14 protein-coding genes are annotated in these 15331 nt (G+C 69.9%); 9 read left to right on the plus strand and 5 right to left on the minus strand.

The genetic code is table 11. The features are described 5' to 3' along the window. From ACFVWD_RS01250 to ACFVWD_RS01265, 4 genes are read right to left on the minus strand one after another with little or no spacing between them, the layout of a single operon-like run. Complete coding sequence (locus ACFVWD_RS01250; RefSeq protein WP_099942838.1) at window positions 1–969, minus strand: complex I subunit 1 family protein; 969 nt, start codon at window positions 967–969, stop codon at window positions 1–3. After that, complete coding sequence (locus tag ACFVWD_RS01255; protein ID WP_389593168.1) at window positions 966–2279, minus strand: NADH-quinone oxidoreductase subunit C; 1314 nt, start codon at window positions 2277–2279, stop codon at window positions 966–968. The genes ACFVWD_RS01250 and ACFVWD_RS01255 overlap by 4 nt, the downstream gene beginning before the upstream one ends. Next, the gene (locus tag ACFVWD_RS01260) at window positions 2276–2947 is read right to left on the minus strand and encodes an NADH-quinone oxidoreductase subunit B (protein WP_389593170.1); all 672 of its coding nucleotides are present in this window, start codon (window positions 2945–2947) and stop codon (window positions 2276–2278) included. The genes ACFVWD_RS01255 and ACFVWD_RS01260 overlap by 4 nt, the downstream gene beginning before the upstream one ends. Continuing rightward, complete coding sequence (locus ACFVWD_RS01265) at window positions 2938–3351, minus strand: NADH-quinone oxidoreductase subunit A (protein WP_075028564.1); 414 nt, start codon at window positions 3349–3351, stop codon at window positions 2938–2940. The genes ACFVWD_RS01260 and ACFVWD_RS01265 overlap by 10 nt, the downstream gene beginning before the upstream one ends. 382 nt (window positions 3352–3733) lie before the next feature. On the opposite strand from ACFVWD_RS01265, the gene ACFVWD_RS01270 reads away from it, so the two are divergent. From ACFVWD_RS01270 to ACFVWD_RS01290, 5 genes are all read left to right on the plus strand, one after another. After that, window positions 3734–4999, plus strand: a complete 1266-nt coding sequence (locus ACFVWD_RS01270) for a sensor histidine kinase (protein ID WP_389593171.1) — start codon at window positions 3734–3736, stop codon at window positions 4997–4999. A 234-nt stretch (window positions 5000–5233) separates the two neighbouring features. After that, window positions 5234–6589 carry a sensor histidine kinase gene (locus ACFVWD_RS01275; protein WP_389593173.1) on the plus strand — a complete coding sequence of 452 codons (1356 nt, stop codon included), beginning with the start codon at window positions 5234–5236 and terminating at the stop codon, window positions 6587–6589. Window positions 6590–7025: 436 nt separating this feature from the next. Further along, complete coding sequence (locus ACFVWD_RS01280; protein ID WP_360263284.1) at window positions 7026–7685, plus strand: response regulator transcription factor; 660 nt, start codon at window positions 7026–7028, stop codon at window positions 7683–7685. Between the two features lie 300 nt (window positions 7686–7985). Next, entirely contained in the window at window positions 7986–9917 is a 1932-nt protein-coding gene (locus ACFVWD_RS01285; RefSeq protein ID WP_389593175.1) for a 2-oxoacid:acceptor oxidoreductase subunit alpha, read from the plus strand. Continuing rightward, window positions 9910–10989, plus strand: coding sequence for a 2-oxoacid:ferredoxin oxidoreductase subunit beta (locus ACFVWD_RS01290; protein ID WP_389593177.1), 1080 nt, complete (start codon window positions 9910–9912; stop codon window positions 10987–10989). Before ACFVWD_RS01285 ends, ACFVWD_RS01290 begins: the two co-directional genes overlap by 8 nt. Before the next feature lie 58 nt (window positions 10990–11047). On the opposite strand, the gene ACFVWD_RS01295 is transcribed toward ACFVWD_RS01290, so the two are convergent. Then, on the minus strand, window positions 11048–11467 hold the full coding sequence (locus ACFVWD_RS01295; protein WP_389593179.1) for a winged helix-turn-helix transcriptional regulator: 420 nt from the start codon (window positions 11465–11467) through the stop codon (window positions 11048–11050). 89 nt (window positions 11468–11556) lie between these two features. Here ACFVWD_RS01295 and ACFVWD_RS01300 point away from each other — a divergent pair, with 89 nt between their 5' ends. The 4 genes from ACFVWD_RS01300 to ACFVWD_RS01315 all read left to right on the plus strand — a co-directional run bounded on the left by ACFVWD_RS01300 (window position 11557) and on the right by ACFVWD_RS01315 (window position 15280). After that, the gene (locus ACFVWD_RS01300) at window positions 11557–12411 is read left to right on the plus strand and encodes an SDR family oxidoreductase (RefSeq protein WP_389593181.1); all 855 of its coding nucleotides are present in this window, start codon (window positions 11557–11559) and stop codon (window positions 12409–12411) included. A 186-nt stretch (window positions 12412–12597) separates the two neighbouring features. Continuing rightward, a complete protein-coding gene (gene rarD, locus ACFVWD_RS01305) occupies window positions 12598–13599 on the plus strand; it encodes an EamA family transporter RarD (protein WP_389593244.1) in 1002 nt (333 codons plus the stop codon). 155 nt (window positions 13600–13754) lie between these two features. Further along, complete coding sequence (locus ACFVWD_RS01310; RefSeq protein ID WP_389593183.1) at window positions 13755–14213, plus strand: VOC family protein; 459 nt, start codon at window positions 13755–13757, stop codon at window positions 14211–14213. A gap of 128 nt (window positions 14214–14341) precedes the next feature. Then, on the plus strand, window positions 14342–15280 hold the full coding sequence (locus ACFVWD_RS01315; RefSeq protein WP_389593185.1) for a M28 family metallopeptidase: 939 nt from the start codon (window positions 14342–14344) through the stop codon (window positions 15278–15280). Window positions 15281–15331 lie beyond the last annotated feature (51 nt).

Genomic DNA, 15331 nt, shown 5'->3' on the forward strand with positions numbered 1-15331 from the left:
TTACGAGATCACCACCTTGACGATGCCGGTGAGGGCGATCTGGGCGAGAGAGAGGGGAACGAGGAGGGTCCAGGAGAGTTTCTGGAGCTGGTCCTCGCGCAGGCGTGGGTAGGTGACGCGCAGCCAGATCACGACGAAGGCGAGGAGGGCCGTCTTCAGGAGGGTCCAGACCCAGCCGAGGCCGTCGGCACCCCACGGGCCGTGCCAGCCGCCCAGGAAGAGGACGGTGGTCAGACCGCACAGGACGACGATTCCGGCGTACTCGGCGAGGAGGAAGAGCGCGAAGCGCAGGCCGGTGTACTCGGTGTACGCGCCGAAGATGATCTCCGAGTCGGCGACGGGCATGTCGAAGGGCGGGCGCTGGAGTTCGGCGAGGCCCGCCACGAAGAAGACGATCGCGCCGACGATCTGCCAGGGCACCCACCACCACTCGAAGGCGGCGACGATGCCGGGCAGGGAGACCGTGCCGGCCGCCATCGCGACGGAGGCGGCGGTCAGCAGCATCGGGAGTTCGTACGCGAGGAGCTGGGCGGCGGTGCGCAGGCCGCCGAGAAGGGAGAACTTGTTGGCCGAGGCCCAGCCCGCCATGAGCGAGCCGAGGACGCCCACGCCCATCACGGCGAGAACGAAGAAGATGCCCGCGTCGACGACCTGGCCGACGGCGCCCTCGCCCGGGCCGATCGGGATGGCGAGGAGGACGAGAAGGTACGGGAGGAGGGCGACGGCGGGGGCGAGCTGGAAGATACGGCGGTCCGCACCCGCGGGAACGATGTCTTCCTTCTGGGCGAACTTCACGCCGTCCGCGACGAGTTGGGCCCAGCCGTGGAAGCCGCCGGCGTACATCGGGCCGAGGCGGCCCTGCATGTGGGCCATCACCTTGTGCTCGGTCTGACCGACGATCAGGGGGAACGTCAGGAACACCACGAAGACGACGAGGAGGCGTAGGGCGACGTCGAGAGCGTCGTTCACTGCGTGCCTCCGGTTGGGTTTCTGGGGGTGGAGTCTTCGGGGGTGGGGTCTTCGGGGGTGGGGGTGGAGCCGGGGTCCGAGTCGGAGTCCGAATCGGGGGATGCCGGGGGTTTCGCTGTGACCTCGGGGGCGGGACTCTGGGCGGCTGCGGGCTCCGGGGTGGCCCCCGGCTCCGACTCCGAACTGGACTCCTGCTTCGGCTTCGGTTCCTGCTCGCGCTTCGGCTCCTGCTCCTGCTTCGTTTCCTGCTCGCGCTTCGGCTCCTGCTCCTGATCGTCGAACGCAGGGCGGGCGTGGTGCCAAGGGGCATCGGAGCTGCGCGGCGCCGCGGGCCTTGCTGGTACGGCGGCAGCGGGCGGCTCGGTGGCCTGTGTCCTTTGTGTCGCCGAGCCCTGGCTCGCGCTGCGCGTACGGCGGGGGCCGGCGGGAGGCGTCGGCTCGGCGGTCTCTGGGGCGCCGGGGGCTGTTGTGGTCGCCTGCTGGTCGGCGGCCGGGGCCTCGGCCTGCTGGCTGGCCGAGCCCTGGCTGGCGCTGCGCGCCCGGCGAGGAGACGTCGGGGCCTGCGCACCGGCAGCGGCAGCAGTGGTTGCCGTGGTGGCACCGGCGGCGGGATCGGCCCCCGTGCCGCCGCCGGTGGTGGTGGCCTGGCTTGCCGAGCCCTCGCCCGCCGTGCGGGCCCGCCGCACCGGGCGGTCACCGGCGGCGCGCGCCGCTCCGCGCGCCGGGCGGGCCGGGGCCGGAGGGAGCTGGCCCTTCAGGGGACCCCATTCGTTGGGGTCGGGGACGCCGGGCGGAAGCATCTGGCGGCGCTTGGGGCCACCGTGATCGGACTCCCCCGGCTCCTTCGCCCCGGGCCAGGCCTTGGCGACGCGGGCGGCGAGGACGAAGTCCTTGCGGAGGGGGTGGCCTTCGAAGCCCTCGGGGAGAAGAAGGGGGTCGAGGCCCGGGTGGCCCTCGAAGGTGACGCCGAACATCTCGTGGGTCTCGCGCTCGTGCCAGCCGGCGCCGGCGTACACGGAGACCGCCGTCGCCAGGACGGGTGCCGAGTGCGGGACGGTCGTACGGACGAGGAGGCGGCGCACGGGAGACAGGGCCACCACGTGCGCGGCGACGCGGAAGCCCGTGCCGGGTTCGTCGACGGCGCTCAGCCAGTCGAAGTAGGTGCAGCCCAGCGAGTCGCGCGCGGTCTCCAGGGCGGGGAGCCAGGCAGTCGGCGGTACGTCGACCGTCAGGACCTCGTACGACTCCTCGGCCGTGGCATCCGGGCCGAAGAGTTCCTCGACGGGGGCGGGGAGCCAGCCGACGGTCATCGGTCCTCCCCCACGGCGGGCGGACGCACCAGGTCGCTCTGGAGGGCGGCGGCCGACGGACGGGGCGAGGAGCTGTAGCGCTCCCCCAGCGACTCCCGGGCGATCTTCTCCTGGAGCTTGAGGATGCCCTGGAGCAGCGCCTCGGGGCGGGGCGGGCACCCGGGGACGTAGACGTCCACCGGGATGATCTGGTCGACGCCCTTGGTGACGGAGTAGGAGTCCCAGTAGGGGCCGCCGCAGTTGGAGCATGCGCCGAAGGAGATGACGTACTTCGGCTCGGGCATCTGCTCGTAGAGGCGCTTGACGGCCGGGGCCATCTTGTCCGTGACCGTGCCGGAGACGACCATCAGGTCGGCCTGGCGCGGACCCGGTGCGAACGGGATCACGCCGAGCCGGATGAAGTCGTGCCGAGCCATCGAGGCGGCGATGAACTCGATCGCGCAGCAGGCGAGGCCGAAGTTGAAGACCCAGAGCGAGTAGCGGCGGCCCCAGTTCAGGACCACCTTCATCGGCTCCGGAGCCAGCCGGGAGAGCACGCCGAGACGCTTCGGCTCGGGAATCAGCACCGGCTCGGGAAGCAGCACGGGCTCGGGAAGCAGCACAGGCTCGGGCAGCGGCGCCTGCTCGGAGGTCGTCGAGGGGGTCACGTCCGAGGGGGTCACGTCCATGTCAGGACGCCCTTCTTGTATGCGTACAGCAGGCCCACGGCCAGGAAGCCGAGGAAGATGAACATCTCCACGAGGGTGGCCGCGCCGTAGCCGGGCGCGGCGAAGACGGTCGCCCAGGGGAAGAGGAAGATCGAGTCGACGGCGAAGATGACGTAGAGGAAGGCGTAGACGTAGTAGCGGACCTGGGTGTGGGCCCAGCCCTCGCCGACGGGGTCGACGCCGCACTCGTACGTCAGGAGTTTCTCGGGGGTCGGGACCACCGGCCGCAGCAGTCGGCCCGCTCCGAAGGCGACGGCGACGAAGAGCACGCCGACGACGACGAGCAGTCCGACGACCGAGTACGACTGGAAGTAGCCCGCCGCGACGACGGCCCCGGTTGCCGTGACAACGGTCGGTTCCGGCACGTCAGCCCCTCACTCCCTGACCTCGTTGCGCCCGGCGCGCGCCCCGTCGCGCACGCTGTGATGCGCCCCGTTCGACGATCTGTACGGACGGGAGTCTAGGGCCTGCTAAAGAGACGGTAAGCAGCCCGTCACGCATTGGCTATCGGGGACATGTCACGGACTCGTCCGCCTTGCCCGTCGCCGGGTTCCCGCACTCGCCCGGCTCACATGTCACCGGGTTCCCGTCCGCACCTCGCGGTCACTACCCATTTCACCTCGCGAGCACATCCAGGTACACAGCGCGGCGGCGTTCGCTTTCACCTCAAGGGGTGGGGTTTTCCCCAGTGGATCGTGGCGGTCGGCCTCATGGCGCGGCGGCTCACCGCCGGGCAGGCTAGCGAATATGACCGAACGCATCATCCCTGTCGGCCCCCTCGGCCCGTCGGACACGCCGCAAGCCTCGGATATACCGGGTCTACTGGATGCATCAGACATACCGGACGGGTCGGCCGGCAGTGACCGGCTGCCTCCCCCACGCTTCGCCCTCGGCCGGCAGACGTGGAAGGAGATCGCGCACCTCCTCGCCAATCTGCCGGTCTCGATCTTCGGCTTCGTCTACGTCGTGACGCTCGTCTCCACGGGCGCGGGGCTGGCCGTCACGGTGATCGGGCTGCCGCTGCTCGCGGGCGGGCTGCGGGGCACACGACTGCTGGGCCGGATGGAGCGGGCACGGGCGCGCAAGCTGCTCGGCGTACGGATCGACGAGCCGAGCCCGATGCCGGTGCGCGGGACGGGCTTCTTCCCCTGGTTGTGGTCGAGCCTGCGGGACCCGGTGGCCTGGCGGACGGTGCTGTACGACTTCATCCGGCTGCCGTGGGGCATCGTCACCTTCACGGTCACGCTGACGTCGCTGTTCCTGCTGTGGCCGGTGCTGCCGTTCCTCGCACGGGGGCTGACGAACGTGGACCGGGCCATGGTGCGCGGGCTGCTGTCTCCCTCGGACGAGTTGGAGCGGCGCATCGCCGAGCTGGAGTCGGACCGGGGGGTCGTGGTCGACACGGCAGCGGCGGACCTGCGGCGCATCGAACGGGACCTGCACGACGGGGCGCAGGCGCGGCTCGTCAATCTCGCGATGGGGCTCGGTCTGGCCAAGGAGAAGCTCCTCGAGGGCCAGGCCGACGAGACCGTCGCGGCCATGGTCGACGAGGCGCACGGCGAGGTGAAGCTGGCCCTGCAGGAGCTGCGCGATCTGGCCCGCGGCATCCATCCCGCGGTCCTCACCGACCGGGGCCTCGACGCGGCGCTGTCGTCGGTCGCCTCGCGCTGCACCGTGCCGGTGAAGGTGACGGCCGACCTCCCGACGAGACCGGCCGCCGCCATCGAGGGCATCGCCTACTTCACCGTGTCCGAGCTGTTGCAGAACGTCAGCAAGCACAGCGGGGCGCGCTCCGCGTCCGTCGACGTGTGGCGGTCGGACGAGCGGCTGCTCATACAGGTCCAGGACGACGGCCGCGGCGGGGCCGCCCTCGACGGCGGTACGGGGATGGCGGGGCTCGCGGACCGGCTGGGCGCGGTGGACGGGCTGTTCGTCGTCGACTCACCGCCGGGCGGCCCGACCATCATCACGGCGGAGCTGCCTTGGCGGGACCGGGGGGATGGGCGGGGCTGACGGGGCGAGTGGGACGGGCGGGACCGGTGGACGGGCTTTGGCGGGCGCGGCCCCTGCGTTCTGCGGGCGGGCTTCGGGCTCCGGGGTCGCGTCGGGCTCCGGGGTCGCGTCGGGCTCCGGGGTAGGGAAAACCCCCGCCCCAAGACGCCGACCCGCTCCATGGTCGGGAAGAGCCGGGGACAGCAGGGTGGGAGTACGAGCCGACGAGCAGGACGAGTAGAACGGACGACACCGATGGCGACGGAGTACGGACAGGGGTACGGGTACCCGAGCGGGCCCGGATTCCACGAGGCGGGTGCCGAGGAGCGGCGGCACCGTCTCCCGGCACCGCTGCGGGCGCCGATCGAGGCGCGCAGCTGGCGCGAGTTCGGTTATGTGATGTCGGGTCTGCCGGTCGGCATCCTCATGTTCACGTTCGCCGTCACGATGTTCTCGCTCGGCATGGGGCTGCTGGTCACCTTCCTGGGGATCCCGGTGCTCGCCGCGGCCCTCGCCGGCGTCCTCGGGTTCGGCGCGCTGGAGCGGGCGCGGGCGCGCGGGTTGCTCGGGATCGAGGTGGCCGCGCCGGAGCCCCTGCGGGTGCGCAAGCACGGGGCGATGGCGTGGATGGGGGCGATCCTCAAGAACGGTTCGGCGTGGCGGCATCTGCTGTACTCGGTGGTGCAGTTCCCGTGGTCGGTTTTCTCGTTCGTGGTGACCCTGAGTTTCTGGGCGTACGGCTGGGCGATGCTGACGTATCCGCTGTGGTTCTGGCTGTTCCCCGTGTACGGCGGGCAGGGTGGCCTCCAGCTCTACGGTGACGACACACACCGCATCTACCTGGACAACCCCTTCGAGATCACCGTCACCGCGCTGCTGGGGCTGCTGATCACGATGGCCACGCCGTGGATCGTGCGGGCGCTGACCACGGTGGACCGGGTGATGGTGGCGGGGCTGCTCGGGCCGTCGCGGCTGGCGAGCCGGGTGGTCGAGCTGGAGTCGGACCGGGGGGTCGTGGTCGACACGGCCGCGGCGGACCTGCGGCGCATCGAGCGGGATCTGCACGACGGGGCGCAGGCGCGGCTCGTCAATCTCGCGATGGGGCTCGGTCTGGCCAAGGAGAAGCTCACCGAGGATCCGCGGGCGGCGGCGCGGATGGTGGACGAGGCGCACGGTGAGGTGAAGACGGCGTTGCAGGAGCTGCGGGATCTGGCGCGTGGGATTCATCCGGCCGTGCTGACCGATCGTGGGCTGGATGCGGCGCTGTCTTCCGTGGCCTCGCGGTGCACCGTGCCGGTGCAGGTGGATGTGGATCTTCCCGCTCGGCCGGCGCCGGCGATCGAGGGGATCGCGTACTTCACCGTCTCCGAGCTGCTGCAGAACATCAGTAAGCATGCGCGGGCGACGCGGGCCATGGTCGATGTGTGGCGGGTCGAGAACCGGTTGATGCTTCAGGTTGTCGACGATGGTGTGGGCGGGGCCGATGTTTCCGGTGGGTCCGGGCTTGCGGGGCTGGCGGAGCGGCTCGATGCGGTGGACGGGGTTCTGGTGGTGGACTCTCCTGTGGGTGGGCCCACTCGGATTACTGCGGAGTTGCCCTGGCGGGGGTGAGCGGGGCACGGGGTGAGGCGTTTCTCGCCCCCGCCGCCCCTACCCGCCCCATCCCCGGGGCTCCGCCCCAACCCCGGCGGGGCTCCGCCCCTGCACCCCACCAAGAACCCTTACAAGGCGGCGCGGCCCCCAGGGGCTCCGACCCGGCCCCCGCCCCCGCCAAGACCCCCTCCCCCCCCGACGGGCCCCGCCCCCTACTCCTCACTCCCCCACCAGCTCGAAATCCCCGCCGCCCAAAGCCCCACCCGGAGCCAAAAGTGCGCCCCCTGTATTCCCCCTTCCTCGTCCCCCTGATTCCCGTTGATTCCCCTTGATTCCCCTTGTCCTGGCGCAGGGTGGTCCGAATGCTGGGATGCTGTGGGCTGATGTATGAGCGGGGACGCTGCCGGCGTGGGTCGGGGAATGGTGTGGGGGGCCGAGAATCGTGGAGGACAGGGTGCGGGTGGTCATCGCCGAGGATTCAGTGCTGCTCAGGGAGGGCCTGACCCGGTTGTTGACCGACCGTGGGCACGACGTCGTGGCCGGTGTCGGAGACGGCGACGCGCTGATCAAGACGATCACCGACCTGGCGGCCCAGGACTCGCTGCCGGACGTCGTGGTCGCGGACGTACGGATGCCGCCGACACACACCGACGAGGGCGTGAAGGCGGCCGTGCAGCTGCGCAAGCAGCACCCGGGGGTGGGGGTGCTGGTGCTGTCGCAGTACGTGGAGGAGCGCTACGCCACCGAACTGCTGGCCGGTTCGACCCGTGGCGTCGGCTACCTGCTCAAGGACCGCGTCGCGGAGGTGCGCGAGTTCGTGGACGCGGTGGTGCGGGTGGCCCAGGGGGGTACCGCGCTGGACCCGGAAGTGGTCGCGCAGCTGCTCGGGCGCAGTCGTAAGCAGGACGTACTGGCCGGGCTCACCCCGCGGGAGCGGGAGGTCCTAGGACTTATGGCCGAGGGACGCACCAACTCGGCGATCGCGCGGCAGCTCGTGGTGAGTGACGGGGCGGTCGAGAAGCACGTCAGCAATATCTTCCTGAAACTCGGGCTTTCCCCGAGCGACGGCGATCACCGGCGTGTTCTCGCGGTCCTCACCTATCTGAACTCCTGAGGGGCTGACACTGGGTCAGCCGAACGGAATCGCCCTCGAAGGACCCTCGAAGGGGGCGCCCGACACCGCACCAGAGCGGCGCGAGACCGGCACGAGAACCAAAGGATGAGGTAGAAGCGTCTTCCAGAGGAGCGTCGGGGGCGAGTAAGTCATGACAAGTCAGGGCGTCGAACCGTCTCAAAATGGTGTCCATCATGCGAACGGCCGAGGGAAGGCGACCCTTACAGACGTAGGGTTGGTCCTGGGAAGGCCTGCGGGAAGGCCGTTCCCAGACAGCCGCCTCGAAGGAGGTCCAGTTAAGTGACCAGCCAGGTCAGTAGCCCAGCGGAGCAGGCCGACGAAGCCGTCGTAGGAGAACAGCGCAAACCGGCGGGGGCAAAGGAAACACGCCGGCTCGACCGGGTGATCATCCGGTTCGCGGGTGACTCCGGTGATGGAATGCAACTCACCGGCGACCGCTTCACCTCCGAGACGGCGTCCTTCGGCAACGATCTTTCGACGCTGCCGAACTTCCCCGCCGAAATCCGAGCGCCCGCAGGCACACTGCCGGGCGTTTCTTCATTTCAGCTGCATTTCGCGGACCATGACATCCTCACGCCCGGTGACGCGCCGAATGTGCTGGTGGCCATGAATCCGGCGGCGCTCAAGGCGAACATCGGTGATGTGCCGCGCGGCGCGGAGATCATCGTCAACACGGACGAGTTCACTAAGCGGGCGATGGCGAAGGTCGGTTACGCGGCCAGCCCGCTGGAGGACGGTTCGCTGGACGCGTACGCCGTCCATCCGGTCCCGCTGACGACGATGACGGTCGAGGCGCTCAAGGAGTTCGAGCTGTCCCGCAAGGAGGCCGAGCGCAGCAAGAACATGTTCGCGCTGGGCCTGCTGTCCTGGATGTACCACCGGCCCACCGAGGGCACCGAGAAGTTCCTGCGGACCAAGTTCGCGAAGAAGCCCGAGATCGCCGCCGCCAACATCGCCGCGTTCCGGGCGGGCTGGAACTTCGGCGAGACGACCGAGGATTTCGCGGTCTCCTACGAGGTCGCCCCGGCCACCAAGACCTTCCCGACCGGCACCTACCGCAACATCTCCGGGAACCTGGCCCTGTCGTACGGCCTGATCGCCGCCTCCAAACAGGCGGACCTGCCCCTCTACCTGGGCTCCTACCCGATCACCCCGGCCTCCGACATCCTGCACGAGCTGAGCCGGCACAAGAACTTCGGCGTGCGCACCTTCCAGGCCGAGGACGAGATCGCGGGCATCGGCGCCGCCCTGGGCGCGGCCTTCGGCGGCTCCCTCGCCGTCACCACCACCTCCGGGCCGGGCGTGGCGCTGAAGTCGGAGACCATCGGGCTCGCGGTCTCCCTCGAACTGCCGCTCCTGGTCATCGACATCCAGCGCGGCGGGCCCTCCACGGGTCTGCCGACGAAGACGGAGCAGGCGGACCTGCTCCAGGCGATGTACGGGCGCAACGGAGAGGCCCCGGTCCCGGTGGTCGCCCCGTGCACACCGGCCGACTGCTTCGACGCCGCCCTGGAGGCGGCCCGGATCGCCCTCATCTACCGCACCCCCGTCCTCCTCCTCTCCGACGGCTACCTGGCCAACGGCTCCGAGCCGTGGCGGATCCCGGAGGTCGACGGGCTCCCGGACCTGCGGGTGCAGTTCGCACAGGGTCCGAACCACACCCTGGACGACGGCACCGAGGTGTTCTGGCCGTACAAGCGCGACCCCGGGACCCTGGCCCGCCCCTGGGCGATCCCGGGCACACCGGGTCTCGAACACCGCATCGGCGGCATCGAGAAGCAGGACGGCACGGGCAACATCTCCTACGACCCCGCCAACCACGACTTCATGGTCCGCACCCGCCAGGCGAAGATCGACGGCATCGACGTCCCGGACATCGAGGTCGACGACCCGTCCGGCGAGGCCAACACCCTCGTTCTGGGCTGGGGTTCGACGTACGGACCCATCACCGCGGCGGTACGGCGGCTGCGGGCGGCCGGGGAGAACATCGCGCAGGCCCATCTGCGCCACCTCAACCCGTTCCCCCGGAATCTCGGCGCGGTGCTGAGGCGTTACGAGAAGGTGGTGATCCCCGAGATGAACCTCGGCCAGCTCGCCACACTCGTCCGGGCGAAGTACCTGGTCGACGCGCACTCCTACAACCAGGTCAACGGCATGCCGTTCAAGGCCGAACAGCTCGCCACGGCGCTCAAGGAGGCCATCGATGGCTGAGACGACCACAGGAAGCGCGGACACGATCGAGGCGCTCACTCTGGTGCCCAAGGCCGAGGCCAGGCAGTCCATGAAGGACTTCAAGTCCGATCAGGAAGTGCGCTGGTGCCCCGGTTGCGGTGACTACGCGGTCCTGGCCGCCGTGCAGGGCTTCATGCCCGAGCTCGGCCTCGCCAAGGAGAACATCGTCTTCGTGTCGGGCATCGGCTGCTCGTCCCGCTTCCCGTACTACATGAATACGTACGGCATGCACTCCATCCACGGCCGCGCGCCCGCCATCGCGACGGGGCTCGCCTCCAGCAGGCGGGACCTGAGCGTGTGGGTGGTGACCGGTGACGGGGACGCCCTCTCCATCGGCGGCAACCATCTGATCCACGCGCTGCGCCGCAACGTGAACCTGAAGATCCTGCTGTTCAACAACCGGATCTACGGCCTCACCAAGGGGCAGTACTCGCCGACCTCCGAGGTCGGCAAGATCACCAAGTCGACGCCGATGGGCTCGCTGGACGCGCCCTTCAACCCGGTGTCCCTGGCCATCGGCGCGGAGGCGTCCTTCGTGGCCCGGACCGTGGACTCCGACCGCAAGCACCTCACCGACGTACTGCGGCAGGCCGCCGCCCACCCGGGCACGGCGCTGGTGGAGATCTACCAGAACTGCAACATCTTCAACGACGGTGCTTTCGAGGTCCTCAAGGACAAGCAGCAGGCCGAGGAGGCGGTGATCCGCCTCGAACACGGGCAGCAGATCCGCTTCGGCGCGGACCGCGGCAAGGGTGTCGTACGGGATCAGCTGACCGGTGACCTGAAGGTCGTCGCCGTCACCCCGGAGAACGAGGCACAGATCCTGGTCCACGACGCCCACTCCGCGTCCCCGACCACGGCCTTCGCGCTCTCCCGGCTGGCCGACCCGGACACCCTGCACCACACCCCGATCGGCGTCCTGCGCTCCGTGGAGCGGCCGGTCTACGACACCCAGATGGCCGACCAGCTCGACACGGCCATCGAACAGAACGGCAAGGGCGACCTCGCGACGCTCCTCGCGGGCGGGGACACCTGGACGGTCGTCGGCTGAGCCAGCCGGCCGTTAGAGGCGTTCTTGGAGACGTTCTTCGAGGCGTTCTTCGAGGCGTTCAAGAAGTTCCAGGGGCCCGGGCGGCTGACGCCCGGGCCTCGTCGTACGCGTGGCGGGACTTCTCGACGTCGTCCATCCGGTCCTTGGTCCAGACGGCCAGCGCGCGCACCTGCTCGGCGGCCTCGCGGCCCAGTTCGGTGAGCGAGTAGTCGACGCGGGGCGGGATCACGGGCTTCGCGTCACGGTGGACGAGACCGTCGCGCTCCAAAGTCTGGAGAGTCTGGGTGAGCATCTTCTCGCTGACCCGGCCGATCGCCCGGCGCAGCTCACTGAAGCGGTAGGAGCGGTCGAGGAGCTCGATCAGTACGAGGACGCCCCAGCGGCTGGTGACGTGCTCCAGGACGAGGCGGTACGGGCACATCGCCTCGCCGGTGTCGTACCTGGAGACGGCCGCGGACGCTTTTGCACTTACTCCCATGCCAGTACCTTACTTCAAAGTGGGTACTTTCGCAGAGTTAGCGCACCTCCTAGGGTTAGTGACAGACCCACCCCACAAGGAGCTAAGTCATGAGCATCGTCGTCACCGGAGCCACCGGACACCTCGGCCGCCACGTCATCGAGGGGCTGCTGGAGAAGGTTCCGGCCGACCAGATCACCGCCGTCGTCCGCGACGCGGAGAAGGCCGCCGGCTTCGCGGCCCGCGGTGTGAAGATCGCGGTCGCCAACTACAACGAGCCCGAGACCTTCGGGACCCTCTTCGCCGCCGGTGACAAGGTGCTGCTCATCTCCGGCAACGAGTTCGACAAGGGCCGCGTGGCCCAGCACCAGGTCGTCCTGGACGCCGCCAAGGCCGCCGGGGTCGCGCTCTTCGCGTACACCAGCGCCCCGGGCACCCTCACCGCCGCCCTCGCCGACGACCACAAGGGCACCGAGAAGGCGATCCTGGAGTCGGGTGTGCCCTACGCCCTGCTGCGCAACGGCTGGTACAACGAGAACTACACCGAGAACCTCGCCCCGGTCCTCGAGTACAGCGCCGTCACCCAGGCCGCTGGCGACGGCAAGGTCGCCTCCGCCGCCCGCGCCGACTACGCGGCCGCCGCCGTGGCCGTACTGACCGGCGAAGGCCACGAGAACAAGACGTACGAGCTGAGCGGCGACACCGCGTGGAGCTTCGCCGAGTACGCCGCCCTGGTGGCCGAGCAGTCCGGCAAGGAGATCGCCTACAACAGCGTCTCCGTCGAGGCGCTCACCGGCATCCTGACCGGCGCCGGACTGCCCGGTCCCCTCGCCGCGATCCTGGCGGGCGTCGACGCGTCCATCGAGAAGGGCCAGCTCGCGGGCACCAGCGGTGACCTGTCCCGGCTGACCGGCCGCCCGACCACGCCGGTCGCCGAGTCGATCGCGGCGGCGCTGAAGGGCTGACTCCCCCTCGGGCCCCGGCACCGTCGCCACCCGCACCCCCGCCTGTCATGACCGTATAGCGATACGGGCATGACAGGCGGGGGTGCTCGGCGCTACCTTCTTGGAGGCTGCACGGGAGCAGCTGTGCGAGAGGGAGGGCCGGTGGCCGTGCAGCAGGCGAAGAATTCGATGGGTGCGACCGGCTCCATGAGTTCCAGTGGCCCGGTCGGCCCGACAGGGCCCCAGATATCCAAGGCCGAGCAGCGCATCGGGCTGTTGAACGGCTTCGCCGCGTACGGCATGTGGGGGCTCGTTCCCCTCTTCTGGCCGCTGTTGAAGCCGGCCGGGGCCCTGGAGATCCTCGCCCACCGGATGGTGTGGTCCCTCGCCGTGGTCGGCGTCGCCCTGCTGGTGATGCGGCGCTGGGCCTGGCTCGGCGAGTTGCTGCGACAGCCGCGCAAGCTGGCGCTGATCAGCGTCGCGGCGGCCGTGATCACGATCAACTGGGGCGTCTACATCTGGGCCGTGAACAGCGAGCACGTCGTCGAGGCGTCCCTCGGCTACTTCATCAACCCGCTCGTCACCATCGCCATGGGCGTCCTGCTGCTGAAGGAACGGCTGCGCCCCGTGCAGTGGGCGGCGGTCGGTGTCGGCTTCTCCGCGGTGCTCGTCCTCACCATCGGGTACGGCCGGCCGCCGTGGATCTCCCTCACCCTCGCCTTCTCCTTCGCCACGTACGGGCTGGTGAAGAAGAAGGTCAACCTCGGCGGGATCGAGTCGCTCGCCGCCGAGACGGCGATCCAGTTCCTGCCCGCGCTCGCCTATCTGCTGTGGCTGGGTTCGAGCGGGGGCGCGACCTTCGGCACGGAGGGTGCGGGGCATGCGGCGTTGCTCGCGGCGACGGGCGTGGTGACCGCGCTTCCGCTGGTCTGTTTCGGCGCGGCCGCGATACGGGTGCCGTTGTCCACGCTGGGGCTGTTGCAGTACCTCGCCCCGGTGTTCCAGTTCCTGCTCGGCATCCTCTACTTCCACGAGGCCATGCCGCTGGAGCGGTGGGCCGGGTTCGCGCTGGTCTGGCTCGCGCTGTCGCTGCTCACCTTCGACGCGCTGCGGACCGCGCGGCGGGCGGCTCGGGCGCTCAAGGCCGGGGCCGGCAAGGGTGCCGTTGCCGGCGTGCGGAGTGCCGCCGCCGTGGACACCAAGTCGTAGAGGGTTTCGCCCCCGCCGTCCCTGCCCCGCGCCCCTGGAAGCCTCGGGGTGTCCGGCGTCCACTGTCCGGGGTCCGGGGTCCGGGGTCCGGTGTTCGAGGGGCACCTGAGCGAATCCGTTGCACGCTCGGTCACGCAACCACTATGAGTGGCTGCATGACGCCTACGCCCGTGCACTGGAAGCTGGTCATCGACGCCACCGACCCGCACGCCCAAGCCGACTTCTGGGCCGCCGCCCTCGGTTACGAGGTCGAGGACAACAGCGCGCTCGTCGAACGGCTGCTGGGCCTCGGTGCCCTGCCGGCCGAGGCCGCCGTCGACTTCCACGGCCGCCCGGCCTTCCGGGACCTGATCGCCGTACGGCATCCGGACGACCCGTACGACAAGGAGCGCGGCATCGGGCTCGGGCGGCGCCTGCTCTTCCAGCGCGTCCCTGAGCCGAAGACCGTCAAGAACCGGCTCCATCTCGACCTGCACCCGGGCGAGGGCCGACGCGCGGAGGAGGTCGCCCGGCTGGAGGGGCTGGGCGCGGACGTGCTGCGGCACGTGAAGGAACCGGCCGGCGAGTGGGTGGTGATGGCCGACCCGGAGGGGAACGAGTTCTGCGTGCAGTGAGCGTCGCTCACCCCGGCGGCCGGGTCCGCTATGCGAACCACCCTGACCGGATTGCGCTCTTGACGGAACGTCAGCCTCAGAAACACCATCAGGCACCTCTTTCCCACAAGGAATCCGGAGCCCCCCACATGAAGCTCTCCGTTCCCGGGCGTGCCACCGGCGCCGTCGTCGTCGCGGCCGTCACCCTCCTCACCACCGGCGCGATAACCGGTGCGGCGCCCGCCCCCACCGCCGCGCCCGACATCCCCGTGGCCAACGTCAAGGCCCATCTCGCACAACTGCAGTCCATCGCCACCGCCAACGGCGGCAACCGCGCACACGGCCGCACCGGTTACAAGGCTTCCATCGACTACGTGAAGGCGAAGCTGGACGCGGCCGGATTCACCACGACCCTCCAGCAGTTCACGTCCTCCGGCCGCACCGGGTACAACCTGATCGCCGACTGGCCCGGCGGCGACGCCAACCAGGTCGTCATGGCGGGCTCCCACCTCGACAGCGTGACCGCGGGGCCCGGCATCAACGACAACGGATCCGGGTCCGCCGCGATCCTGGAGACCGCGCTCGCCGTCTCCCGGGCCCAGTACCAGCCCACCAAGCACCTGCGCTTCGCCTGGTGGGGCGCGGAGGAGCTGGGGATGGTCGGCTCGAAGTACTACGTGAACAGCCTGTCCTCCGCGAACCGGGCGAAGATCAGCGACTATCTGAACTTCGACATGATCGGCTCGCCGAACCCCGGGTACTTCGTCTACGACGACGACCCCACGATCGAGAAGACCTTCAAGGACTACTTCGCGGGCGTCGGCATCGCCACGGAGCCCGAGACCGAGGGCGACGGCCGCTCGGACCATTCCCCCTTCAAGAACGTGGGCATACCGGTCGGCGGCCTCTTCAGCGGCGCCGACTACATCAAGACGGCTGCCCAGGCCGCCAAGTGGGGCGGCACCTCCGGCCAGGCCTTCGACCGCTGCTACCACGCCTCCTGCGACACGGCGTCCAACATCGACGACACGGCGCTGAACCGGAACGCGGACGCGCTGGCGCACGCCGTGTGGACGCTGTCCTCCTAAGGGCTCCAGGGCTCCGTGGGGGCTCTCAGGGGGCTCCCACGGAGCCTTGCC

It is taken from the genome of Streptomyces sp. NPDC058086, from assembly GCF_042885015.1.
In the GTDB taxonomy this organism is placed as follows: Bacteria; Actinomycetota; Actinomycetes; order Streptomycetales; family Streptomycetaceae; genus Streptomyces.